This is a genomic window from Streptomyces sp. NPDC020898 (genome assembly GCF_044333925.1).
GTDB lineage: Bacteria > Actinomycetota > Actinomycetes > Streptomycetales > Streptomycetaceae > Streptomyces.
The window spans coordinates 519897-542728 of record NZ_JBIRRV010000003.1 but is presented as its reverse complement, the minus strand read 5'-3'; the positions used below and the strand labels follow the sequence as shown (position 1 = coordinate 542728).

23 protein-coding genes are annotated in these 22832 nt (G+C 70.7%); 9 read left to right on the top strand and 14 right to left on the bottom strand.

The window, feature by feature from the left end:
• Positions 1-89: 89 nt before the first annotated feature.
• The 3 genes from ACH4TV_RS13645 to ACH4TV_RS13635 form a co-directional block, all read right to left on the bottom strand.
• Positions 90-1415, bottom strand: a complete 1326-nt coding sequence (locus ACH4TV_RS13645; protein WP_398397483.1) for an aldehyde dehydrogenase family protein — start codon at positions 1413-1415, stop codon at positions 90-92.
• Between the two features lie 162 nt (positions 1416-1577).
• Entirely contained in the window at positions 1578-2018 is a 441-nt protein-coding gene (locus ACH4TV_RS13640) for a MarR family winged helix-turn-helix transcriptional regulator (RefSeq protein WP_398397481.1), read from the bottom strand.
• Between the two features lie 100 nt (positions 2019-2118).
• The gene (locus ACH4TV_RS13635) at positions 2119-2472 is read right to left on the bottom strand and encodes a YciI family protein (protein ID WP_398397479.1); all 354 of its coding nucleotides are present in this window, start codon (positions 2470-2472) and stop codon (positions 2119-2121) included.
• A gap of 98 nt (positions 2473-2570) precedes the next feature.
• Here ACH4TV_RS13635 and ACH4TV_RS13630 point away from each other — a divergent pair, with 98 nt between their 5' ends.
• Positions 2571-3617 (top strand): acyl-CoA dehydrogenase family protein, encoded by a 1047-nt coding sequence (locus ACH4TV_RS13630; protein WP_398397477.1) that lies wholly within the window; start codon positions 2571-2573, stop codon positions 3615-3617.
• 124 nt (positions 3618-3741) lie between these two features.
• On the opposite strand, the gene ACH4TV_RS13625 is transcribed toward ACH4TV_RS13630, so the two are convergent.
• From ACH4TV_RS13625 to ACH4TV_RS13600, 6 genes are all read right to left on the bottom strand, one after another.
• Positions 3742-4890 carry an LLM class flavin-dependent oxidoreductase gene (locus ACH4TV_RS13625; RefSeq protein WP_398397475.1) on the bottom strand — a complete coding sequence of 383 codons (1149 nt, stop codon included), beginning with the start codon at positions 4888-4890 and terminating at the stop codon, positions 3742-3744.
• 31 nt (positions 4891-4921) lie between these two features.
• Positions 4922-6118: an SfnB family sulfur acquisition oxidoreductase gene (locus ACH4TV_RS13620; protein WP_398397473.1), complete on the bottom strand. Its 1197-nt coding sequence runs from the start codon at positions 6116-6118 to the stop codon at positions 4922-4924.
• A gap of 4 nt (positions 6119-6122) precedes the next feature.
• Positions 6123-6677, bottom strand: coding sequence for an NADPH-dependent FMN reductase (ssuE, locus tag ACH4TV_RS13615; RefSeq protein WP_398397471.1), 555 nt, complete (start codon positions 6675-6677; stop codon positions 6123-6125).
• A gap of 82 nt (positions 6678-6759) precedes the next feature.
• Positions 6760-7977 carry an acyl-CoA dehydrogenase family protein gene (locus tag ACH4TV_RS13610; RefSeq protein WP_398397469.1) on the bottom strand — a complete coding sequence of 406 codons (1218 nt, stop codon included), beginning with the start codon at positions 7975-7977 and terminating at the stop codon, positions 6760-6762.
• Between the two features lie 46 nt (positions 7978-8023).
• Entirely contained in the window at positions 8024-9145 is a 1122-nt protein-coding gene (gene sfnG / locus ACH4TV_RS13605; protein WP_398397467.1) for a dimethylsulfone monooxygenase SfnG, read from the bottom strand.
• 111 nt (positions 9146-9256) lie between these two features.
• Positions 9257-9340 (bottom strand): putative leader peptide, encoded by an 84-nt coding sequence (locus tag ACH4TV_RS13600; RefSeq protein ID WP_398397789.1) that lies wholly within the window; start codon positions 9338-9340, stop codon positions 9257-9259.
• Positions 9341-9477: 137 nt separating this feature from the next.
• On the opposite strand from ACH4TV_RS13600, the gene ACH4TV_RS13595 reads away from it, so the two are divergent.
• Positions 9478-10440 (top strand): LysR family transcriptional regulator, encoded by a 963-nt coding sequence (locus tag ACH4TV_RS13595; RefSeq protein ID WP_398397465.1) that lies wholly within the window; start codon positions 9478-9480, stop codon positions 10438-10440.
• A gap of 84 nt (positions 10441-10524) precedes the next feature.
• A complete protein-coding gene (locus tag ACH4TV_RS13590) occupies positions 10525-10965 on the top strand; it encodes an SPW repeat protein (protein WP_398397463.1) in 441 nt (146 codons plus the stop codon).
• Between the two features lie 109 nt (positions 10966-11074).
• Here the strand turns inward: ACH4TV_RS13590 and ACH4TV_RS13585 are convergent, their stop codons facing one another.
• On the bottom strand, positions 11075-11881 hold the full coding sequence (locus ACH4TV_RS13585) for an ArsR/SmtB family transcription factor (RefSeq protein ID WP_398397461.1): 807 nt from the start codon (positions 11879-11881) through the stop codon (positions 11075-11077).
• 130 nt (positions 11882-12011) lie between these two features.
• On the opposite strand from ACH4TV_RS13585, the gene ACH4TV_RS13580 reads away from it, so the two are divergent.
• Both ACH4TV_RS13580 and ACH4TV_RS13575 read left to right on the top strand, forming a co-directional pair.
• The gene (locus tag ACH4TV_RS13580; protein ID WP_398397459.1) at positions 12012-12296 is read left to right on the top strand and encodes a GlsB/YeaQ/YmgE family stress response membrane protein; all 285 of its coding nucleotides are present in this window, start codon (positions 12012-12014) and stop codon (positions 12294-12296) included.
• Between the two features lie 243 nt (positions 12297-12539).
• Entirely contained in the window at positions 12540-13421 is an 882-nt protein-coding gene (locus ACH4TV_RS13575) for a GNAT family N-acetyltransferase (RefSeq protein ID WP_398397457.1), read from the top strand.
• A 73-nt stretch (positions 13422-13494) separates the two neighbouring features.
• Here ACH4TV_RS13575 and ACH4TV_RS13570 read toward each other — a convergent pair whose 3' ends face one another.
• Positions 13495-14292 carry a GNAT family N-acetyltransferase gene (locus tag ACH4TV_RS13570; RefSeq protein WP_398397455.1) on the bottom strand — a complete coding sequence of 266 codons (798 nt, stop codon included), beginning with the start codon at positions 14290-14292 and terminating at the stop codon, positions 13495-13497.
• A 224-nt stretch (positions 14293-14516) separates the two neighbouring features.
• Here ACH4TV_RS13570 and ACH4TV_RS13565 point away from each other — a divergent pair, with 224 nt between their 5' ends.
• Positions 14517-15008, top strand: coding sequence for a nucleoside deaminase (locus ACH4TV_RS13565; RefSeq protein ID WP_398397453.1), 492 nt, complete (start codon positions 14517-14519; stop codon positions 15006-15008).
• Positions 15009-15028: 20 nt separating this feature from the next.
• On the opposite strand, the gene ACH4TV_RS13560 is transcribed toward ACH4TV_RS13565, so the two are convergent.
• On the bottom strand, positions 15029-15919 hold the full coding sequence (locus ACH4TV_RS13560) for a GNAT family N-acetyltransferase (protein ID WP_398397451.1): 891 nt from the start codon (positions 15917-15919) through the stop codon (positions 15029-15031).
• 227 nt (positions 15920-16146) lie between these two features.
• On the opposite strand from ACH4TV_RS13560, the gene ACH4TV_RS13555 reads away from it, so the two are divergent.
• A complete protein-coding gene (locus tag ACH4TV_RS13555) occupies positions 16147-17733 on the top strand; it encodes an alpha/beta hydrolase (RefSeq protein WP_398397449.1) in 1587 nt (528 codons plus the stop codon).
• A 56-nt stretch (positions 17734-17789) separates the two neighbouring features.
• On the top strand, positions 17790-18905 hold the full coding sequence (locus ACH4TV_RS13550) for a chemotaxis protein (RefSeq protein WP_398397448.1): 1116 nt from the start codon (positions 17790-17792) through the stop codon (positions 18903-18905).
• A 14-nt stretch (positions 18906-18919) separates the two neighbouring features.
• Here ACH4TV_RS13550 and ACH4TV_RS13545 read toward each other — a convergent pair whose 3' ends face one another.
• Positions 18920-19360: an SsgA family sporulation/cell division regulator gene (locus tag ACH4TV_RS13545; RefSeq protein ID WP_398397446.1), complete on the bottom strand. Its 441-nt coding sequence runs from the start codon at positions 19358-19360 to the stop codon at positions 18920-18922.
• A gap of 486 nt (positions 19361-19846) precedes the next feature.
• On the opposite strand from ACH4TV_RS13545, the gene ACH4TV_RS13540 reads away from it, so the two are divergent.
• Entirely contained in the window at positions 19847-21289 is a 1443-nt protein-coding gene (locus ACH4TV_RS13540) for a PP2C family protein-serine/threonine phosphatase (protein WP_398397444.1), read from the top strand.
• A 38-nt stretch (positions 21290-21327) separates the two neighbouring features.
• Here ACH4TV_RS13540 and ACH4TV_RS13535 read toward each other — a convergent pair whose 3' ends face one another.
• The gene (locus ACH4TV_RS13535) at positions 21328-22824 is read right to left on the bottom strand and encodes a hypothetical protein (protein WP_398397442.1); all 1497 of its coding nucleotides are present in this window, start codon (positions 22822-22824) and stop codon (positions 21328-21330) included.
• Positions 22825-22832: the final 8 nt, after the last annotated feature.

Here is a 22832-nt window from a genome sequence, read left to right as displayed (position 1 = left end):
AAAAACCCCCCCCCCCCCCCGGGGCCCCGGGGGGCCCCTACCCGGTGGGCCCCCCCCCCGCGGGCGATCGTCGTCCCGGCTCGGCAGCCTCAGCCCAGCGGCTTCGCCAGCACCGCCTTGCGGTGGCTGAACGTCTCGATCGAGTAGCGGCCGTGATAGTTGCCCATGCCGCTCTCCCCCACCCCGCCGAACGGCAGGTCGGAGACGGTGAGATGGGCGAGCGGCAGGCCGTAGCCGACAGCGCCGGAGGACGTCTCGGCGGCGATCCGATCCCGGGTCGTGCCGGACCCGGTGAACACGTACAGCGCGAGCGGCTTGTCGCGGTCGTTGATGAAGCCGATCGCGTCGTCGAGGCCGGGCACCGTGACGATCGGCAGGATCGGGCCGAAGATCTCCTCCCGCATCACCGGCGAGGCGGGGTCGACGTCGGCCAGGACGGTCGGCGCGATGTACTTCGCCGTACGGTCCGTGACGCCACCGGTGACGACCCGGCCCGAGTCGAGAAGCCCGCCGAGCCGGTCGAAGTGCCGTTCGTTGACGATGCGGCCGTACTCGGTGGAGGTCGACGGGTCCGTGCCGAACAGGCTCTCGACGGCCTTGGCGAGCGCGGGCTCCAGCGCGGCGGCGGTCTCCGGGTCGGTCAGGACGTAGTCGGGGGCGACACAGGTCTGGCCGGCGTTCAGGAACTTGCCGCGGACCAGCCGGTCGGCGACGACGTCCACGTCGATGCCGGTGTCGACGAACGCCGGTGACTTTCCGCCGAGTTCGAGGGCGACCGGGGTGAGGTGCTCGGCGGCGGCGCGCATCACGATACGGCCGACCGCGCCGTTGCCGGTGTAGAAGATGTGGTCGAAGCGCTCGGCCAGCAGAGCCGTCGTCTCCGGGATGCCGCCCTCGACGACCGCGACCGCGTCGGTGTCCAGATACTGCGGCAGCAGTCGCGCGACGACCGCGGAGGTGGCGGGGGCCAGCTCGCTCGGCTTGATCACCACGGCGTTGCCGGCGGCCAGCGCGCCGACGACCGGGGTCAGCAGCAGCTGGACCGGATAGTTCCAGGGGGCGATGACCAGGACGACACCCAGCGGGTCGTACTGCGTCCAGGCCGTCGCGTCGGCGCCGAGGCGCTCAGGGACCGGGGCGGGCTCGGGACGCAGCCAGCCGTCGAGGTGTTCGAGGGTGTGGTCGATCTCCCGGATCGTGAAGTCGATCTCCGTGCGGTAGGCCTCCTTCGAGCTCTTGCCGAGGTCCGCGTGGAGCGCGGCGGCCACGTCCTTGCCGTGCTCCGTGAGCAGTTCACGCAACCGGCCGAGCTGGGCCGTGCGCCACTCGACGGGCTTGGTGCGGCCGGTGCGGAAGGTGGCGCGCAGCCGCGCCACGATGTCGGCGGGCTGCTCGGGGGGCGTGGGGTGGTTCACGATGCCTCGCTCATGGTGGTCTCGCACGGTGGTCTCGGGCGCGAACGGTCGACGGTCTCCGGCTCGAACGAGCGGCTCGATGACCATGCCAACCCTCCGCACGTCAAAATATATTCCCTCTACATGAAGATAACCGTACGCAGTCGCCCGTCGCCCTGCGTGTCAGACCTGAGCGGTGGTCCCGTCGAGGGCCGACGCCAGCCGGTCCAGGAGGGCGCCCAGCAGTTCGTCGTCACCGTCACTGAGCAGCGGCCAGTCGGCGCGGACCTCGCGGTCGAGGCGGCGCCAGTACTCCTGCCCGCGCGGGGTGAGGTGGACGAGGATGCGGCGGCGGTCGTACGGGTCGACCCGGCGGTGGACGAGGTTCTGGTCGACGAGGTGGTCGACCAGCCGGGTCAGGGTCGGCGGCGGCAGGAAGGCGGCCTCGGCGATCGCGGTCATATGGTGGCCGGCGTCGTCGGAGAGCAGGGCGAGCACGCGCCAGGCGTCGAGCGTGCAGCCGTGCTCGTCCAGGACGGACTGGAGGCGGCGCGCGGCCAGTCGTTCGGCCCGGGTCAGGAGCCGCAGAAGGTCCTGGGGCCGGCGCTGCGACGGTGTGGGCATGCTGCTCCTCGGTCCCGGGGATATGTACATCGTATGAGACGGAATCGTATGAGAGGGAGGGGAGTTCGCCGGACCGGCCCGGCGTCACGGCACCGGGTCCTCAGTCGTCGACCTCGCCGAGGAAGGGTCGGACCTCGATCGGCAGGGTGGTCGCCAGGGCCGCTTTGCGGCCCCATTCCAGAGCACCGTCGAGGTCGGGTGCCATGACGAGGCAGATCCCGCCGAGGAACTCCTTGTGCTCGGCGTAGGGCCCGTCGAAGACCTCGACCTCGTCGCCCTGGGGCCGCAGCACGGTCGCGGCGTCCGGGCGGTGCAGTCCGCCCGCGAAGACCCAGGCCCCGGCCTCGCGCAACTCCTCGTGGAAGACGTTCAGTCTGCGGTTGATCTCCACCATCGTCTCCGGCTCCGGCGGTTCGCCGACCGGCTTGATGGCGCTGAGCAGGTAATACTTCATCACGGCCTCCTGGGCATCACGGCTCTCCCCCACCTCCTACACGAAGCGACCACTTCTGTAGAGACACAACGCACCACGACACCAGGAGAATCTTGCTCATGACCGCCACCCCGCACCCGCTCGTCGCCGTCGCCCGCCGGCTCGCCTCCGACGTCCTGGCCCCCCAGGCCGGCCGGGTCGACCAGGAGGGCGTGCCCGCGAGCAGCATCAAGGCCATCAAGCAGTCGGGACTGCTCGGGGTGAGCGCGCCGAAGGAGTACGGGGGTGCGGGCGCGTCCGCCGCGGTGGCCCGGGAGGTCGCCGAGATCCTTGCCGGGGCGTGCTGCTCGACCTGGTTCGTGCAGACCCAGCACCACACACCGGTGAAGTTGCTGACGGAGTCTCACTTCCCGGTGCGGGAAAGCCTGTTGGGCCGACTGGCGACGGGAGAACTGCTGTCCGGCATCGCGTACGCACACCTGCGGGCCTTCCCGCGCGTCCCGGTACGGGTCACGTACGAGCGCGGCGGCTGGCGCTTCGACGGGACGGTCCCCTGGTACACGGGCTGGGGGCTGAACGACGTCATGCTGCTCGCGGGGCTGTCCGACACGGAGGAGGTGGTGTTCGCCTTCGTCGAGGCCCGCACACAGCAGGGGCTGCGTGCGTCCCCGCCCATGCGCCTGGCCGCACTGACCGCCGCCCGCACGGTGTCCCTCGAACTGAAGGGCCTGCGGGTGCCGGAGGAGGCGGTCGTCCTGCGCACCCCGCGCGAGAAGTTCGCCCTGACCGACCTGCCCCGGGCCACCAACACCAGCCCGGCGGTCTTCGGCGTGGCGTACGCGGCCCTCGACCTCCTGGCCGCCCACCCCGCCGCCACAGCGACCGCACGCTCCCTGCGCACCCGCCTCGACGCCGTGCGCCGCAACGCGTACGCCCTCGCGGACCACCGCCGCCCGCAGGAACACCTCGCGCAACGGCTGACCCTCAGGACACGCGCATACGACCTGATGCGCACGGCGACGACAGCGGCGATCGTAGCCGGGGGCGGCAGATCCCTGGACCTGAACAGCCCGGCCCAACGCCTGGCCAGAGAGGGCCTGTTCCTCCTGGTCCAGGGCCAGACGCCCGACGTACGCGAGGCACACCTGGCCTCGCTGACCGACTAGCAGCGGATGCGGGGCCGGCGAACTCGGCTGCGCTACTGCGCCCCTAAAGGGCGCGAAGCGCATCCTTTAGGGGCGCGGGGAACTGCGCGACAAGCCCCCACCGGGCCGGCAGAGAAAATACCTCCTAGCCGCCGAACGGCACCTGTGCAGCCGGTGCCGCAACCGCCCCCGCAAACGGATGCCGCCACAACCCACGCGCCGCCAGCCGAGGCAGCACCCCCTCCCCGAACCAGTACGCCTCCTCCAGATGCGGATACCCGGAGAGAACGAACTCGTCGATGCCCAGGGCGTGGTACTCGGCGATACGGTCGGCAACCTCGTCATGGCTGCCGACGAGCGCCGTACCCGCACCACCCCGCACCAGACCGATCCCGGCCCACAGGTTGGGGTGGATCTCCAGCCCGTCCCGGTTGCCGCCCCCGTGCAGGGCAAGCATCCGCTGCTGCCCCTCCGACTCGCTGCGGGCGAGCCCCGCCTGGATGTCCCGTACGGTCGCCGGATCGAAGCCTTCGAGGATCCGGTCCGCCTCCGCCCACGCCGCGCCCGCGGTGTCGCGGGTGATGACGTGCAGCCGGATACCGAACCGCAGGGTGCGCCCCTGCTCGGCAGCCAGCCCCCTGACCCAGGCGATCTTCTCGGCGACCTGGGCCGGTGGCTCGCCCCAGGTGAGGTAGACGTCGACGTGCCGGGCGGCGATCTCACCGGCGATGGGCGAGGAGCCCCCGAAGTACACCTCGGGAACCGGATCCGGCACGCGAGCCAGCTTGGCGTCCTCGACCCGGAGGTGTTCGCCGGTCAGGTCGACCGTCTTGCCCTCCCACAACTCCCGTACGACCTCGAGGAATTCGCCGGTACGACGGTACCGGGCGTCCTTGTCGAGGAAGTCGCCGTAGGCCTTCTGCTCGTGGCTCTCGCCGCCGGTGACCACGTTGAGGAGGAGCCGTCCGCCCGACTGGCGCTGGAAGGTGGACGCCATCTGCGCGGCGAGGGTCGGTGACACGAAGCCGGGGCGGAAGGCGACCAGGAACTTCAGGCGTTCGGTGTGCTGGCTGACCATGGCGGTGGTCAGCCAGGCGTCCTCGCACCAGGCACCGGTGGGCGTGAGCGCGCCGACGAAGCCCAGCTCCTCGGCGGCGCGGGCGATCTGGCTCAGATAGGCGACGGTCGGCGGCCGGTTCTGTCCGAAGGCGGTGGCCGGGGTGCCGTGACCGCCGCCGACGACGTGACGGCTGTCGCCGTTGGTGGGGAGGAACCAGTGGAAGGTGAGGGACACCGAAGATCTCCGATCGGGAACGTCGCGCTCGCTAGAGCAGACCGTGGCGGGGCGGTTTCGTGCCGTTCAGCACATGGCGGCCGATGTGCTGGATCTTCCAGCGGGCCGGGTCGTGCAGGGTGTGGGTGCGGGCGTCGCGCCAATGCCGGTGCAGGTTCAGGGAGTTGAGGGCCGAGCGGGTGCCCGCGACCTCGAAGAGGGCGCCCGTGACCTCCACGGCCGTGCCCGCCGCGTGCGCCTTCGCGACGGCCACCGCGATGGACGCCTCAGCCGCCGAGTCGTCGGTGAGCTCGGCACGGGCTGCGTCCACGGCACGCGCCGCCTCACGCAGCAGCGCCTCCGACGCCCGTACCTGGATGGCGAGTTCACCGAACCGCTGGATCAGCAGCGGGTCTTCGGCAGCGGTCTCGGCACCGCTCTCGAACCAGGGCCGGCTCTTCGTCCGGACGAACTCCGCGGCCTCGGCCAGAGCGCCCCCGGCGATGCCGACGTCGATGGCAGTGTGCAGCAACTGGGCGACCGCGCCGTGGAGTTGGGGTCCCTGGAAGGTGAGGTGGTGCGGGAGGACCCGGTCGGCCGGGACGGGGACCGCGTCCAGGCGGACGGTGCCGCTGGCCGTCGTACGCTGGCCCATGCCGTCCCAGTCGTCGACGACGGTGAGGCCGGGCGCATCGCGCGGAACGTACGCCACATGCAGGTTGTCGTCCTCGGTGCGGGCGAGAACCGGGATCCAGTCGGCGAACAGGGCGCCCGTGGAGTAGTGCTTGACGCCGGTCAGCACGTAGGAGCCGTCGGGCCTGCGGTCCAGGCGGGTGCGGATGTCCTGAACGTGCTTCGTGCCCGCCTCCGACTGGGCGTTGCCGAGACGCCGGCCCGCAAGGATCTCCCCGAAGAAGAACTCCCGTTGCCCCGCCGTCCCCTGACGGTGGATCACGTTGACGTACACGAAGTGGCTCTGGGGGATCTGGGCGAGGCTGGCGTCGGCCGAGGCGAGCAGCCGGAAGATCTCGGCCAGGGTCTCCTGGCGTACGTCCGCTCCCCCGTACTCGGCGGGCACGGTGACCGCGAGGAGTCCGGAGGCGGAGAGGCGGTCCAACTCCGGGCGTGGGAGCCGCCGTTCGGCGTCCCGTACGGCGGCCTCGGTGCGGAACTCGTCCGCCAGGGCCGCCGCCACGGTCAGGGCTTCCACGTCGTCGGCGATGACTTTCGCGGTCACGGTGTCTGCCATGGGTTCAGCCCGTCGCGGCGAGGAACGGGGAGCGGCCAAGGGCGGCCGAGAACTGGTCGAGGACCTGGGTGAGGGCCTCCGCGGTGCCGGGGGCGACGGAGATGGAGCCGTCCTCGTGTGCGGTGATGTCCTTGTCGAGGGTGAACCAGCCCTGGACGATATGGGCGGCGCCCATCGAGTTCAGGACGGGCCGCAGGGCGTAGTCGATGGCCAGGACGTGCGCGGTGGAGCCGCCCGTGGCCAGGGGCAGGACGGTCTTTCCGGTGAGCGCGTACTGCGGGAGCAGGTCGAGGAGCGCCTTGAGGACACCGGAGTAGGACGCCTTGTAGACCGGGGTGCCCACGACGACACCGTCGGCGCGCGCGAACAGCTCGGTGGCCTCGACGATCGCCGGGTGCCGGAAGTCGGCGCCGAGCAGTGCCTCGGCCGGGATCGTACGCACGTCGAGCGGGATCACCTGGTGTCCCTGCGCGGCCAGACGGGCGTTCAGGTGCCGCAGGAGCTTGCCGGTGCGGGAGGAGACGGAGGGGCTGCCCGAGACGGACAGGACGGTGGCCATTGAGTCCTCTTTCTGGAGGCTTCCCGGAGGCGATCCGGGGACGGGGTGCCCGCGCGCACGGCGGGCACCCCGGGTGAAGTGGTCAGGAGTACCAGGTGGGTTCGGGCAGTTCGCCTTCGAGGACCCAGCGGCCGACCTCGCGTCGCTTGTAGGCGACCGGGTCGTGGAGGGTGTGCGTGCGGACGTTGCGCCAGAACCGGTCGAGGCCCTCGGTACTCGCCGTGGAGCGGGCGCCGGTCACCTCGAAGATCCGGTTCGCGATCTCCAGGGAGACATCGGTGGCGCGGGCCTTGACGGCGGCGACCCTGACCTCGAAGTCACCGCGCGCCTTGGGAGTGACGGCGTCGGGGTCGTCGTGCAGCCGCTGTCCCTCGGCGGCGACGGCGTCGGCGAGCGCCTCGACCGCCCACAGCTTGGCGGTGAGATCGCCGTAGATGTCGATGACGTACGGCTCGTCGACCGCCCTCTCGTGCCCGCCGTGCAGCCAGGACCGGGCCTTGGTACGGGTGTAGTCGGCCGCCGTGTCGAGCGCGCCGCCCGCGATGCCGAGGTAGAAGTTGGCGAACACCAGTTGGATGGTGGGGACGTTGAGGGTGTTGTAGGTGCGCGGCCGGAACTCCTTGTCGACGTATCCGGCGGCCGACGACCACTGCGTGCGGACCCGGTCGAGGGTGACGCCGCCGCTCTCGGTGAGGCGCTGGCCGATGTTGTCCCAGTCGTCGTGGAAGGTCAGCCCCTCGGAGTCGGACGGCACGATCGCGAAGACGTGCTGGTCGGTGCCCTCAAGGACGCCTTCGAGGACGGTGACGTCGGAGACCCTGCTGCCGGTGGAGAACGACTTGCGGCCGGTGAAGAGGAGGTCGTCGCCGTCCTCGGTGACCACGACGTCCTTGTCGCGCGGGTTGACGGCCCCGCCGAAGAACCAGCGGTTGCGGGCGGCCTCGGCCTCCACGTGCTCCCACTGCTCACGGGTGCCGACCAACCGGGCGGCCCAGTTCCAGAGGTAGTGGTAGCCGAGGAGCTGCCCGATGGAGCCGTCGGCCTTGGCGACCTCGCGGACGACCAGGTAGGCCGTCGTCCAGTCCTGGCCCGCGCCGCCCTGCTCCGTGGGGCCGAGCAGGGTGACGAGGCCGGAGTCCTTGAGGAGCCGGACCTCGGCGTGCGGGGCCGCGCCGGCCCGGTCGCGTTCGGCGGCGTCGACGGCGAGGACTGCGGCGACCTCGGTCGCGCGGGCGATCCAGTCCTGGGCGGTGTGCGGGGCGGAGCGGGTCTGCCAGTCGGTGGGCGTGGCGGTGCTCATGATGAACCTCTCTCGCAGTGCGGTGCGAACGGGTCGTGGACGGACGTCAGGCATGGACCGCTACGGACTCGGGCTCGCCCTGGGGGAGTTCGGCTTCGAGTTCGCGTACGAGGGGCAGCACCCGGCGGCCGAAGTACTCGACCTCCTCGTGGTAGTGCAGGAAGCCGAGGAGGAGCAGGTCGACGCCGAGGCGCTTGTAGGCGACGATCCGCTCGGCGATCTGTTCCGGGGTGCCGATGAGCCCCGTACGGAAGCCGTCGTTGTACTGGACGAGGTCCTCGAAGCTGGAGTCCTGCCACATGCCCTTGCCGTCAGCGGCGGACTGTCCGGCCTGTTTGACGGCGGCACCGAACCCCTCGACGGCCTCCCGGTCGGCGTTCGCGACGATCTCCCGGAGTGTTTCGCGGGCCTCGGCCTCGGTGTCACGGGCGATCAGGAAGCCGTTGAGGCCGAACTTCGGTGCCCGGCGGCCGACTTGGGCAGCCGATGCCCGTACGTCGGCGAGTTGCTCGACGACCCCGTCGAAGTCCTTGCCGTTGGAGAAGTACCAGTCGGAGACCCGGCCGGCCATGGCGCGGGCGGCGGTGGAGTTGCCGCCCTGGAAGATCTCGGGATGCGGGCGCTCGGGGGTGTTGAGGGGCTTGGGCTTGAGGGAGAAGTCGCGCAACCGGTAGAAGTCACCGGCGAGTTCGGTGTGGTCCTCGGTCCAGATCTGGCGCAGGGCCTGAATGAACTCCTCGGAGCGGCGATAGCGTTCGTCGTGCTCCAGCCAGGGCTCGCCGAGGGCGGTGAACTCGCCCTTGAACCAGCCGCTGACGACGTTCACGGCGAAGCGACCGTTGGACAAGTGGTCGGCGGTGGCGCCGAGTTTGGCGAGGACACCCGGGTGCCAGAGGCCGGGGTGGACGGCGGCGATGACCTTCAGCCGCTGGGTGGCGAGAAGCAGGGCGAGGCTGAAGCTGGTCGACTCGTGCTGGAACTCGGCGCCGTAGCTGGCCATGTAGCGGACCTGGCTGAGCGCGTACTCGAAGCCGTTGTTCTCGGCGAGGACGGCGAGTTCGCGGTTGTAGTCGCAACCCCAGTCGGTGCGCTGCTCGATCCGGCTGGTGACGAGTCCGCCACTGACATTGGGGACCCAGTAGGCGAATTTCACGGGCTCTGCGGGCATGCGGAACTCCTGTTGCGGAATGCGTTTTTCGAGCACGCCGAATCCCGGCCGGAGCGAAATCCGGCGAATTTCAGGCGGGTACGGAAAAGGCGCGGCGGATCGGGACGGGGATCAGGCCGCAGAGCAACAGGAGGCGCTGGAGACGCGCGCGAGGTCGACGTGGCGTCGCCGCGTGAGGTCCAGTCGCTTCTTCATGCCGTCGATCGTGACAGTGACCGAAGAGGGCAGTCAAGGAAAACCCGACCGGTCTCGTATCGCGGACCACCTGATTTCACGAAGGCGTGACAGGGAAACCCTTGAACAGGACGCCCGGACGCCCGCATTCTGCTGCGGTGCGCATAGAACAGCTGGAATACATCGCGGCCGTCACCCGGCTCGGTTCGCTGCGCCGCGCGGCCGAGGAACTCCGGCTCTCCCAGCCCGCGTTGAGCGAGACCGTACGCAATCTGGAGCGGGAACTCGGCGTCGACCTGCTGGAGCGCAAGCGGTCCGGGGCGACGATGAGCGCGGAGGGCCGGGAGCTGCTGCCGCACATCGTCAATGTGCTGGACGCGGTGGACCGGCTCAGGTCGGCGGCGGGTGAGCAGCACCGCATCAGCCGCATGGTGCGCGTCGGCACGGTGAACGCGGCGACCGTGCCGCTGCTCATCCCCACCGTCCGGGAGTTCCGCGCGACGCACGAGCTGACGCAGGTCGAGGTGGTGGACGTCCAGCAGTCGGAGATCCACCGGGGCCTCACCGAGGGCGGTTTCGACCTGGGCCTGGTCAACCACTTGGAGGGCGACGACGTACCCGCCGACTTCGAGAGCACCGAACTGCTGCGCGGCCGGCCCGTGGTGTGCGTACGCCCGGACAGTCCCCTGGCGGCCCGGGCTGCCGTGTCGGTGGTGGACCTGCTCACCGAGCCGCTGATCGCGATGCGCTCCGGCTACGTCATGCACCGCTACCTCCACCGGCTCCTCGACGGGCGCGGCGCGTCCTTCGCGTACTCCACGGACGGCGCCGAGATGGGCAAGCTGATGGTCGCGGAGGGGCTGGGGGCGACAGTGTTGCCCGACTTCAGTGTGATCGGCGACCCGCTGGAGCGGCGCGGTGTTCTCACGTACCGGCCGATCGCGGACGACGACACCACCCAGGTGCTGCTGACCCTCCAGCGACGCCGCGCCGAGTCCGTACCGCTGGCGGCGCGCGACCTGCACGAGGTGTTCGTGCGCCGGGCTCGCGACCTCGGCGGGACACTCACCGTCCGTGCAGGAGGGGTCACCCAATGCCGCCGCACTTCGCATAAGAGATAAATAAGAGCAGAATGGATGCAAGCGGCGTTTCACCGCATACCGCATCAGACGCGGTCAGGCCAGCACAGTCGAAGGAGACGAGTCATGGCCAACGTCTCGCCCACCAGAGGTGACATCTCAAGCCACCCTGATGTATCCGAAATGCGGGCACGGTACGCCCGCATGCTCGGCGGTCGCGATGTGGCGCTCGTGGACGGACCGGTGTTCCTCGTCGGTCTGTACTGCGCGACATCCCCCTGGATCCTCCACTACACGACAAGCCAGCCCCCGCTCGTGACCCACAACCTGATCATGGGTATCGCGATCGGGCTGCTGGCCCTCGGGTTCACCAACACTCCGGAACGCATGTACGGCCTCAGCGGGGCCCTGTGCGCGATGGGCATCTGGATGATCGTGTCGGCGTGGATCGTCGGCGACAGTCCGGACGCGGGTGTCGTGCTGAACAACGTCATCATCGGCGCCCTGGCCCTGTTCCTGGGGCTGCTGAGTGCGGGCGCGACGGCGAGAAGCACCCCAAGGACGTAGGTACACACCGGGAAAGGACGACAGGAAAGACGCAAGGAAGACATCGGGAGGCCGGTCCGCACACCGCAGACCGGCCTCCCCACGCGGTCCCACGCGGTCCCGCCCGACCTCAAGGCACCAGCCACGGCTCCTGCGGGAGCGGACTGCCGGTCTCGATCAGGGACTTCAGGTTGGACAGCACGGCCGGCCAGCCGCCCGACACGTCGGCGTACTCGCCCTCGTCGGCGAGGTCCTCGTGGGTGACCGTGAGCCGGACGATGTCGCCGTGCGGCCGGATGTCGAAGGTGACCCGGGAGTGCGCCTCGGGATCCGCCTCCTTCTGGGGGTCGGCCCAGGTGGCGACCAGGCGCGTCGGGCGCTCGCTCTCCACGACGGTGCCGACCACGTCGGCGATGCCGGAGCCATCGGTGCGGCGGTGTTCCCAGCGGGAGCCGGGCCGCCAGTCGGAGACGTTGCTGTGGCCCCAGTAGACGGCGGTCAGGTCGGCGTCGGTGAGCGTGTCCCAGACGGTCTCCGGCGTGCTGTGGATGTAGATGACGTACACGAAGGTCGGCTTGTCGGTCATGGTGGCTTCCTCGGCTCGTCGCTTCAGTTCGCCGAGCGCGCGCAGCCGCGGACGCTCGAACTTGTCGATCCACCGCTCCTGGATCTCGTGGAGCGGCACCGGGTTGAGGTAGTGCAGCTTCTCCCGCCCCCGCCGCACCGTGCTGACCAGGTTGGCGGCCTCCAGGACGGCCAGATGCTGGGTCACCGACTGGCGGGTCATCTCGACCTGCCCGCACAGTTCCCCGAGCGTCTGCCCGTTCCGCTCGTGCAGCCGGTCCAGCAGCCGCCTGCGGGTCTCGTCGGCCAGCGCCTTGAAGACCTTGTCCGTCCCGCCAGTCCCGGAGTCGTCGTAATCGTCACCTGATCGCACACTCAACGTTATGCAGGCAATTACCTGCATGTCAATGCGAGAGGCAGACCCTGGAAGGCCCATCGGACTGTCCCGCCCCTCAGCGGGCACTAGACAGGGCATCGGCACAAACCGGCAAAGAGGGGCGGAGATGGAGATCTCGAGCATCATCGGCGCCATCATCATCGGCATCATCATTGGCATCCTGGGCCGACTGGTCGTCCCGGGGCGCCAGCGCATCGGAATCCTGTGGACGATCGCCGTCGGCATCGTGGCCGCGCTCATCGGGTCGGCGATCGCGGCGGCCTTCGACGTGGCCGACACCAACGGCGTCGACTGGGTCGAGTGGCTGATCCAGATCGGCCTGGCGGCATTCGGCGTGGCCGCACTGGACCGAGCAAAGGCACCCCGACGCAGCCGAAGCGGGCGCCGGTGAGGGTAGGCGACCGAGGCACCGAATTCCGTTGCGGGCGGCGGGCCACAAGGGCTGAGCGGACCTGGTGAAGTCAGGTGCACACCCGCGCCCCGAAAGGGGCGCGGGGAACTGCGCGACCAGCCCCAACAGGCCCGCGGCAAACAAACCGCATAACCCGGCGCTACGCTTTGGCGGGCCCCAGCCCGTGTCGATGACCCGAACTCGACATGACGCAGCCGTCCCGCTTCACCGTCGGAGACATCCTTGCCCCCGCGCATCACCGCACTGACCGATCCCGAACCCGGCGCGTCGAGCCGACGGCTCGTCCAGCTGGCCTCGGACGCCGACGGAGTACCGCTCGGCTCCGCCTCCCTGCGCCTGTTCACCAGAGAGGGCCAGGAGCATCTCGCCGAGCTGGAGATCGCGGTCCATCCTGCCGAGCGCAGGCAGGGCGTCGGCACCCTGCTCCTGGACGCCGCCGTCGCCGCGGCCCGGAGCGAGGACCGCCGCTCGCTCGTCGCGCAGGCCGAGGAGGGCTCCCCCGGTGACCGCTTCCTGGCGGACCGGGGTTTCCGCCGGGTGCTGGGACTGACGTACGCCCGACTGGCACTGGCCGACGCGGACCTCGCGGAGATCACACGGCTCGCCGAACTCCCGCACCCCGGCTACCGGTTGACGGCATGGGAGGGCACCGTTCCATCCGAACTGGCCGCCAATTACGCCGACTCGCGCCGCGCCATGGACGACATGCCGATGGAGGACACCGACTACGGCACGGTCGTGTGGGACGTCGAACGCGTCGTGGCGGCCGCCGAGACGGTCGCCGGGCGAGGCGAACTGCTGCACACCGTCGCCGCGTTGGACACGTCGGACGGCTCCGTCGTCGGCTTCTCCGAGCTGGTCGTGCCGGGTGACGGCCGCGGCGACGGACAGCACTACGGAACGGCGGTACTCCCCGAGCACCGCGGACACGGCCTCGGCCGCTGGATGAAGGCCGAGTCGATCCGCCGGGCCCGCGCCCACCACCCCGGACTCACGGGGCTGGTCACGGACACCGCGAGCAGCAACGCGCCGATGCTCGCCGTCAACGACGCGCTGGGGTACGTACCGACGCACAGGGCGGTCGAGTACCAGCTCGGTCTGTGACGCTCGGGCCGCCGGACGAGTGGGCGGGCGGACCCGCGGCTGCGACACCGCACGTCACGCGGAGCGCTGGACGCTACTCGGTGCCGCCGCTCGTCTCGGGCTCGTACACGTACGGGGTCGTCGTGGTGAGGGGTTCGAAGCCGAGGCGCTCCAGGACGGGGCGGCTCTGGCTGGAGGCGTCGACCTGGAGGTAGCGGTAGCCGCGCTCCACGGCGTCGCGGGCGCGGTGGGCGACCAGGGCGCGGTAGATGCCCTTGCCACGCCAGGCCTCGACGGTGCCGCCGCCCCACAGCCCGGCGAACCGGGTACCGGGCACGAGCTCCATGCGGGCCGCGCTCACCGGCTCCTCGCCGGCCAGCGCCACGACGGCGGTGATCGTGTCCGGGTCCTTGGTGAGCCGGGCGAGCAGCTGGCGCCGCAGACGGGAGCTGTCGGTGCCGAAGGCCTTCTCGTGGACGTCCGCCACGAGGTCGACGCCGGCCCGGTCGGTCACCGGGACGAGGCGGATGCCCTCGGGCGGCTCGGTCTCGAAGGTCAGGCCGGACACCTCGCCGATCATCAGCGTCTCCTCGGGTTCGGCCGTGAACCCGGCCGTCCGCAGCCGCTGTCCCAGGTCGATCGGGAAGTCGTGCCCGTAGAGCTTCCACTCGAACGTGCGCCCGAGGGCGCCGTAGTAGCGGATCTGCTCGGCGATCGCCCCGTCGGCCCGCGCCGCGTCGAGGTCGGACCAGACGACCCCGTTCCAGCCCTGGGCGTCGGCGACCTGGCGCACCACCCCGCCCACGCGTTCGATCCGGGCACCCGGCCCGTCGGGCTGTGCCCCTTCGCGCATGTCCCGGTCGTAAAGGGCGAGCACCGCTGCATGATCCATGCCGTAACTCCAGCATCCCGATGCGGCAAGCGCAACGGTATTCACACCCGTTCCACGCGGCCCTTCGGGTTCTGACCGGGACTCGCCGCTCCGGTGGCGGGCGGATGCCGTGCTGGATGCCGGGATTTTCATGTGCGAAGGGGGTGCCCAGGTGCCGCGCCCCACCTGTCGTACGGACGTATCCTGCACCCGGGGAGCCGCACCGCGAGGAGGCCCGGACAGTCATGGTGAAGAGCGACGAACTGCCCTACCTGCGCCGCTGCGTGGAGCTGGCCACCGAGGCGCTGGCGGTCGGCGACGAGCCGTTCGGTTCGGTCCTGGTGGGCGCGGACGGCGTGGTCCTCGCCGAGGACCACAACCGGGTGGCCTCCGGTGACCGCACGCGCCACCCGGAGTTCGAGCTGGCCCGCTGGTCCGCCGCCCATCTGACGCCGGAGGAACGGGCGGCGGCCACCGTCTACACCTCCGGCGAGCACTGCCCGATGTGCGCCGCCGCGCATGCCTGGGTGGGCCTCGGCCGGATCGTGTACGTCGCCTCGTCCGAGCAACTGGCCGTCTGGCTCGGCGAGTTGGGCGTACCCGCGCCCCCGGTCCGGACGCTGCCGGTCAACGAGATCGCGCCCGGTGTGACGGTGGAGGGCCCGGTCCCGGACCTGGCAGCACAAGTACGGGACCTGCACCGCCGGTTCCACGCCGGGCAACCCCAACAGGGCTGACCGGGAGCGGGAGTTCGCCGCTACCCGAGTTCGAGGGTGGTCACCCCGAAGACCCGGTCCCGCGCGAACGGCCGTACCGGGCCCGTGTACATACGTGCCGTCTCGAAGGACGGCGTGAAGCCCGCCTCCTCCACCAGAGCGACGGCGGCCGTGTTCGGCTCCGGCACGTCGATCGCGACCTCCGCCCCGGCCGCGTCGGCGGTCAGCGCGGCGAACAGCGCCCGCGCGTCCTCGGCGGTGTCGGCGAACAGCGGGCCGATACGGAGCGCGTCCCGGCCGGGGCGGATCACTCCGTACCCGGTGACGACACGGTTCCCGCCGGTTCCGTCATCGGCTTCGCGCACGAAGGCCCGGTGGCCGGGGCCCGTCAGCCAGTACGCCAGGAAACGGGGCCGGTCGGCGGGGTGACAGACAGCGTCGTACGCCGTGATCGCCGCCAGATCCTCCTGGCGTACGGGACGGACGTCCGCCGGGGTGTCGGCAGCGGGGGCGGTGCCGGTGAACCGGACGGTGCGGTAGGCGGGTTCGAAGCCGGAGCGGCGGTAGTTGTCCTGCTGGGCCACGACTCCGTCGAGGCCGACGGTACGGCTTCCGGCGTGGGCCAGCGCGGTCTTCCAGGTGGTCAGGCCGTAGCCGCGGCCGCGCAGGTCGGGGCGGACAAGATAGAAACCCAGAAAGGCGTACGCATCCCCGTAGTTGACGACCGAGATCGCCGACACCGGCTCCTCGCCGACCCTGCCGACGAAGAAACCCTCGGGGTCCTGGGCGAAGAAACCGGCGCTGTCCGACAGCCCCGGGTTCCAGCCCTCGTCGGCCGCCCACCCGGTGACCACCGGCCAGTCTTCGAGCGTTGCCCGGGTGACGACGAGGTCGTCGGGCCCCGGAGAGGCCGGGCCGGCGGAGGAGGTCATGGGCATGCTCCTTGTCTGTTCCCCAGTTCTGCCCCCAAGCCCTGTCCATGTTCTGTCCGTGGAGGGGGTTGAGACCCCACCCGACCATGGATCTCGCAGGGGGCACGACCACCCAACCTAGCCCGCGCCGCCGCACGCCCGCCGGGAGGCGAGGCCCTGTCCGCCCGCTTATCGTGATCGAGGGCACCGCCCCGGTCCACAGCCGGGGCCTGCCCCTGGAGGCACTCATGCGGTCCGCGTACCGACGCCGGGCGCTCGCCTCGGCCGCGGCACTCGCCCTGCTGGGAACGGGTTCGCCGACGGTGGCCGCGGCGGACGACGAGACCGGCCCCGACCTGTCCCGCTTCTCCCACCAGAAGATCACGTGGTCGGACTGCGCCGACGAGGCGACGATGGACGACCTGCCGACGGACGACCTCCAGTGCGGCAAGGTCACCGTCCCCCTCGACTACGCCGAGCCCCGCGGCGCCACGCTCGACCTGGCGATGGCCCGCTACCGGGCGACCGGGAAGTCCCGGGGTTCCGTGCTGCTGAACTTCGGCGGCCCCGGCGGCGCGGGCGTCAGCCAACTCGCTTACGGTGGCAAGGACTTCATGGGCCTGACCAACGGCTACGACGTCGTCACCTTCGATCCGCGAGGCGTCGGGAGGTCCTCCCCCGTCAGTTGCGGCGAAGGTACGGACACGGACGCCGACATGGCCGAAGAGGGTGCCGGGGACAATCCGCGCGCAGCCCTCGAACAGCTGCGCAAGGCGGCCCAGGCCTGTGTCAGGCACTCCGGGCCCGTCCTGCGGCACATCGGCACCGTGAACGCCTCCCGCGACCTCGACGTGATGCGCCAGGCCCTCGGCGACAAGAAGCTCAACTACCTCGGCTTCTCGTACGGGACACGCCTCGGCGCGGTGTACGCGGCCCAATTCCCCGACAAGGTCGGCCGGTTCGTCCTCGACGGCGTCGACACCCTCACCGAGTCGCTGGCCGAGCAGGGGCTCGCGGGCGCCGCCGGGCAGCAGACCGCGCTGGAAGGATTCCTCAACTGGTGCGTGACGGACATCGCCTGCCCGTTCGGCCAGGACGCGCGCACCGCCCGCGAGCAGGTCGTCGAGCTGGTCGGCGCGCTCGACGAGGACCCGCTGCCGACGGGCTTCGGCGACAGTCTCTCCGGCCAGGACCTCGCGGGCGCCATCGGCCAGGGGCTCTACAGCGAGCGCATGTGGCCGTCCCTTGAGCGGGCCCTCGCCGCGCTGGTCGAGGACGGGGACGCCAGAGGAGTCATGGGGTTCGGCGGCGGACGAACCGCCGTCCCCCTGAGGCCGAGCCCCTCGCCGGACTCGGGCGGCGGACTCGTCGACGAGGCGGAGGTGCCCCTCGACAACCTCCCCGCCGCGCTGATGGCGATCAACTGCGCGGACGACCCCGACCGCCCCACCGCGGCCCGGATCACCAAGGGTCTCGCCGCCCTGCGCGCCAAGTACGAGAGGGCCTCCCCGGTGTTCGGCCGCTACCGCCTCACCGAGGTCCTGATGTGCTACGGCCGCCCCAAGGGCACGGACTTCATCCGCACCGAGGTTCGGGACCTGGACACCCCGAAGATGCTCCTGGTGGGCACGCGCGGCGACCCCGCCACGCCGTACCGCTGGACCACGGAGACAGCCGAACGGCTGGGCTCACCGGCTGTCGTCCTCGACAACAAGGGCGAGGGCCACACCGGATACGGGTCCTCGAAGTGCGTGCACCGGAAAGTCGACGCCTTCCTGCTGTACGGCTCCCTCCCCGCCGACGGCAGCTCCTGCGGCGCCGACGACGACGGCTGAAAGCGGCCGCGTGTACTCCGAATGCCCTACACCCGAATCGGCCCTATGGTGCACATATGGAGCACGCTCTCAGTCCCGCAACGCTCATCGAACTGCGGCGCCCGCGTCCCTATCCCGCGGTCTCCGTACTGACGCCGACCCACCGTCGTGAACCCGACAACGCACAGGATCCGGTCCGGCTGCGCAACGCCGTGGCCGAGGCCAAGAAGCGGCTGGAGGCAGATCCGGCCGTCACCCGCCGACGGCGCGTCGATGTCTTCGGCCAGCTCGACCGGGCGCTCGCCGACGTGGATCTCGCGCACGCCGAGGACGGTCTGGTGATCTTCGCGGCGCCCGGCGAGCACCAGGTGTGGTCGCTGGCCCGGCCGGTGCCCGAGCGGGTGGTCCTCTCGGACACCTTCCTGACCCGCAACCTGGTCTCCGCACAGGCCGCCGAGCGGCCGTTCTGGGTGCTGGCGGTCTCCGCCGACCGTGTCTCGCTGTGGAGCGGCGGTACGGACCGTGTCGTCGAGGAGATCCAGGAAGCCGGAGAGAACGCCGGGGGCTTTCCGCTGAGCCGGAGCCTGGAGGACCCGGACGCCGAGCGTCAGGAGCGGGTCGGCGATCTGCCGAGCACCTTCCAGGACGAGCACACCCGCAGGTTCCTGCGCGACGCGGACCTCGCGCTGGGCCGTGTCCTGCGCGCACACCCGCGTCCGCTGTACGTGACCGGCGAACCGGCCGCCCTGTCCGCCCTCGCGGACGTCGGCGGCGCCGCCAAGGACGCGACGCACGTCCCGCACGGCGGCGTCGGGCACGCCCGCGCCGACACGGTGTGGCAGGCCGTCCGCCCCCTCGTCGCGGACCGGCAGCGGGCGGAGGCCGACGCGGTCCGGCGGGACCTCGAAACGGCCCGTGGCCGACGGGAGTTCGCCGCCGGCGTGGACGAGGTGTGGCAGAGCGCGGCGGAGGGCCGCATCCGGCTGCTTGCCGTCGAGGAGAACTTCCGTGTGACGGTACGGGACGTCGGCGGCGACCATCTGGTGCCCGCCTCGGGCGGCGACCTCGACGCCCGCGAGGACATCGTGGACGAGATCGTGGAACGGTGCCTGGACACCGGGGCGGAGGTCCGCTTCGTACCGGACGGGACGCTGACCGAGGCGACGGGGATCGCCGGGGTGCTGCGCTACTGACCCCGGCGCACCGCTCACTGCTCTCTGCCCTCGCTCCCCGCCGAAGGGGCGCCGAGGAGGTCGGACAGCCCGCGGTCGACCGCGTCGCCGAGATCCTCTCTCCCGGCCGCCACGACGGCGAACGTACGGATCAGGAACCGGCGCAGGGCCGGTGTGTCGAACTGGAGCAGGGCCAGGCCGTGCGGCGAGTGGAGTTCCATGACCGTGCGCGCCGGGCCGCATGGCCAGATGTGCACGTCACCGCCCCCGGCGGGCCGTCGTACGCCCTCCTCAAGCAGGCTCCGGGCGAAGGTCCAGCTCACCCCCTCCCCGTCGAGTGCGACCTCGGCCGGGAAGTCGATGTGCACAGCGAGCGGGTCCGTGGAGGCGTAGCGGAGCGTGGCGGGGACGGGAAGCTCCTGCTCCTCCGAGGTGATCAGACGTGCACGCGCGGGCTGTTCGAGGGTGACATCCATGGCAGTCTCCGCTCCGGTTCGGGCCGACGATCGTGATGCCGACGCGTTGTGCCGACGTGGTGTTACGACCCCGAAATGGCCTCTCCGATTACGCGGAATCCGCAGCTTTTAATGTGAGCTGCATCACTAACGCGCGCAAGTTTCCGCCGGGATCGCGGACCGTCGGGCGAATCGGGGGCAACCTGACGGTGTGCCCCGGCAACACATCGCCACGCATCGCACAAATGACCGTCGAACACGCGCCTGAATGAGTTGCCACTCATCTCCATCGATCCGCCAAGTCGCGTACCCCGACTACGACTTGACACACCGGACGCGTACGGTTTTCGTGCCAGGAAAACCGTCCGAGAAGACTGTGGCATATGCCAGAAGCACCACCGTATCGTGTGTTGCCAAATCCCTTACAGCGCGTCGCGGGCTGTGCAACAGTCGTAACCGGTCCTTCCGCCCAGCTCTGGTCGTACCGTCCCCTCATCGGAGTGCGTCATGCCGCCCCATCTCTCCGCGGACCATCCAGCCGCCCAGCCGCCCGCGCGCGGCCCGGTCGACGCCCTCATCACGCAGGCGCGACAGCTCAAGGGCGACGTGGACGCCGTACGACGGGACACGCCGGGCGACGGATCGGACCCGCAGGGACGCTGGCAGCGCGCCCTCTATGACCTGGCGGTGCATCAACTCAACGACCTCGACGAGCACTTGGCCCAGTTACGGGACGGCCCGCAGCCCCTGCCCGAGGCTCCCGGGGCCGCCGGGCCGGTGCCCGCTGCCCGAGTCGTGCCGACCGCTCCCCGGCGCGGCTCGCTCCTCAGCCGGGTCGGCAGCGCGGAGTGGAACCTCCTTACGGACGAGGCCAGTTGGTCCGGTGAGCTGTACCAGATCCTCGGCCGGGACCCCGCCGCGGACCCGCTCACCCTCGACGAGCTGCCCTCCCTGGTCCTCGACGAGGACCGGCCGAGGCTCACCGCGATGGTCACGGACTGTCTGATCGACGCCAAGCCCATCGACGGCGAGTTCCGCATCCTGCGGCCCGACGGCGGCGTACGGACCGTGCACATGATGGGCGAGCCCGTGCTCGACGCCGACGGCAGCACCGCCTCCATGTGGGCCGTGCTGCGGGACGTCAGCGAACTGCGCCGCAGCCAAAGGACGGTCAGCGAGACCCGTGACTCGTTGCAGCGTCACCGGCACCACGCGCAGTCCGAGCGCCGGCTCGCGGTCGAGCTGCAGGAAGCTGTGCTGCCGCCGTGGCGCGGCTCCCTGCGGCTCCCGCACCAGGGTCCCGAGACCCTGGACCTGGCCGCCCACTACCTTCCCTCCTCGACGAGCGCGCTGATCGGCGGCGACTGGTACGACGCGCTCGAACTGTCCGACGGTGACACCTTGTTGAGCGTCGGCGACCTCACCGGGCACGGGGTGACGGTGACGTCGGACATGGCGATGCTGCTCGGCGCGCTGCGCGGCATGGCCGTGGCGGGCACCCAGCCGGGCCAACTCATGTCCTGGCTCAACCAGTTGCTCGACGCCACCGCCCAGCCGGCCCTGGGCAGCGCGGTCTGCTGCCGCTACCGGCCCGAGACCCGCACCCTCAACTGGGCGCAGGCAGGACACCCCGCCCCGCTGCTGTTCCGCGACGGGACGGGGCGCGTGCTGACCCCACCGGAGGGCGTCCTGCTCGGCGCGACCTCGGGCGCCGTCTACGGACAGGCCGAGGAGACCCTCGAACCGGGCGACCTGCTCCTCCTGCACACCGACGGACTGGTGCCCGGTCGACGGGAAGGTACCGCCGTCGCGCACCGTCTGCTCGAACTGGCCCCACGCTTCGGTGCGGCGCGGACCGCGCAGGACTGTGTACGGGCGGTCGTGGAGGAGTTCGGCGAGACCGAGCGCGAGGACGACGCCTGTGTACTGATCGCCAGGGTGGCCCCGTAAGACAGCTGCAGCCCGTAAATAAAACAGCTACAGGCGGCCTATACCCACGTGTTGTTGCCGCCCCTCCCCTTCGCCTGCTTCGGTAGGGACAGTTTGATCTCCTCGCGGAGTTCGTTGATCTTCGGATAGCTGGAGTACTCGGCGGTGAGCCGGTACATCTGGCGCAGCCGGTCCCAGGTACGGCGGGACGAGTTCGAGCCCATCGACACCAGGGCCAACCGCGCGTACCCGGCCGCCTGTTCGGGGTCGTCCGCGATGAAGCAGGCCGAGGCCATGGACAGGAAGTCGAAGATCTTCGACCGCTCCCGGCCGTCGACCCGCAGTTCCAGGGCCTTCTCCGCGTAGTACTGGGCGTGCACGGCGGCGGCCGGTTCGTGCTCGGCCAGGGTGCGGTAGGCCAGGGCCTGCATGCCGTACAGGTCCTCCGCCTTGAACATCTGCATCCAGCTCGGCGGCGGCACATCGCCCTTGTCGGAGACGAAGAGGTCCTCCGCCTGGCCCAGGGTGCGGCGCATCGCCTGACCGTGCCCCATCGCCGCCTGTGCCCAGGCCTCGACGGTGTACAGCATGGCCTGGGTGCGTGGCAGCGTCTCCTCGCCCGAGCCGGAGTTGGCGAGCTTCATGAGGTCGAGCGCGTCGTCGGGCCGGCCCAGGTGCACCATCTGGCGGGCCGCCCGGGAGAGCGCCTCCCCGGCGCGCGGCCGGTCGCCGCCCTCCCGGGCCGCGTGGGCGGCGATGACGAAGTACTTCTGGGCCGTGGGTTCCAGGCCGACGTCGTGCGACATCCAGCCCGCGAGAACGGCAAGGTTGGCGGCGACGCCCCACAGGCGCTGCTGGATGGGTTCGGGATGGCGGTAGGCGAGCATGCCACCCACCTCGTTGAGCTGTCCCACCACCGCTTTGCGCTGGAGCCCGCCGCCACGGGCCGCGTCCCACTTCCGGAACACCTCGACCGCGGTTTCCAGTTCCTCGATCTCCTGCCACCCGATGGGGGCGGCCTCGTACCGGTCGAAACCGGCGGGATCGGCGTGCAGGGGGTTGTCGAGGTCGGGAGCGTCGGCGGAGAGAGTCGGGTCGGTGTGCAGCCAGTCGTGCATGGCACTACTGAGTGCGGAGCCTGCGGTGAGCGCGACGCCCGCACCCACCAAGCCGCGTCGGTTGAGCATGAGGTCCATTCCCGTGAATTCGGTGAGGACCGCGGCAGTCCGTCCGGGCGTCCACGGCACACCGTCGGGAGCTTCCGCACTCCCGGCGCCCGGCCGTTTCCCCACACGCCCGTGCCGGACCAGACCTAAGTCCTCAATGGTCACGACACGGCCGAGACGCTCGGTGAACAGGGCAGCCAGTACGCGTGGCACCGGATCGCGCGGGATCTCTCCCGTGTCGATCCACCGCCGCACCCGCGAGGTGTCGGTCGCCAGCTGGGGGTGGCCCATGGCCGCCGCCTGCCGGTTCACCAGTCGCGCGAGTTCGCCTTTGGACCAGCCGGCCAGGCCGAACAGGTCCGACAGACGAGTGTTGGGTTGTCCGCTCACGTCAAGCC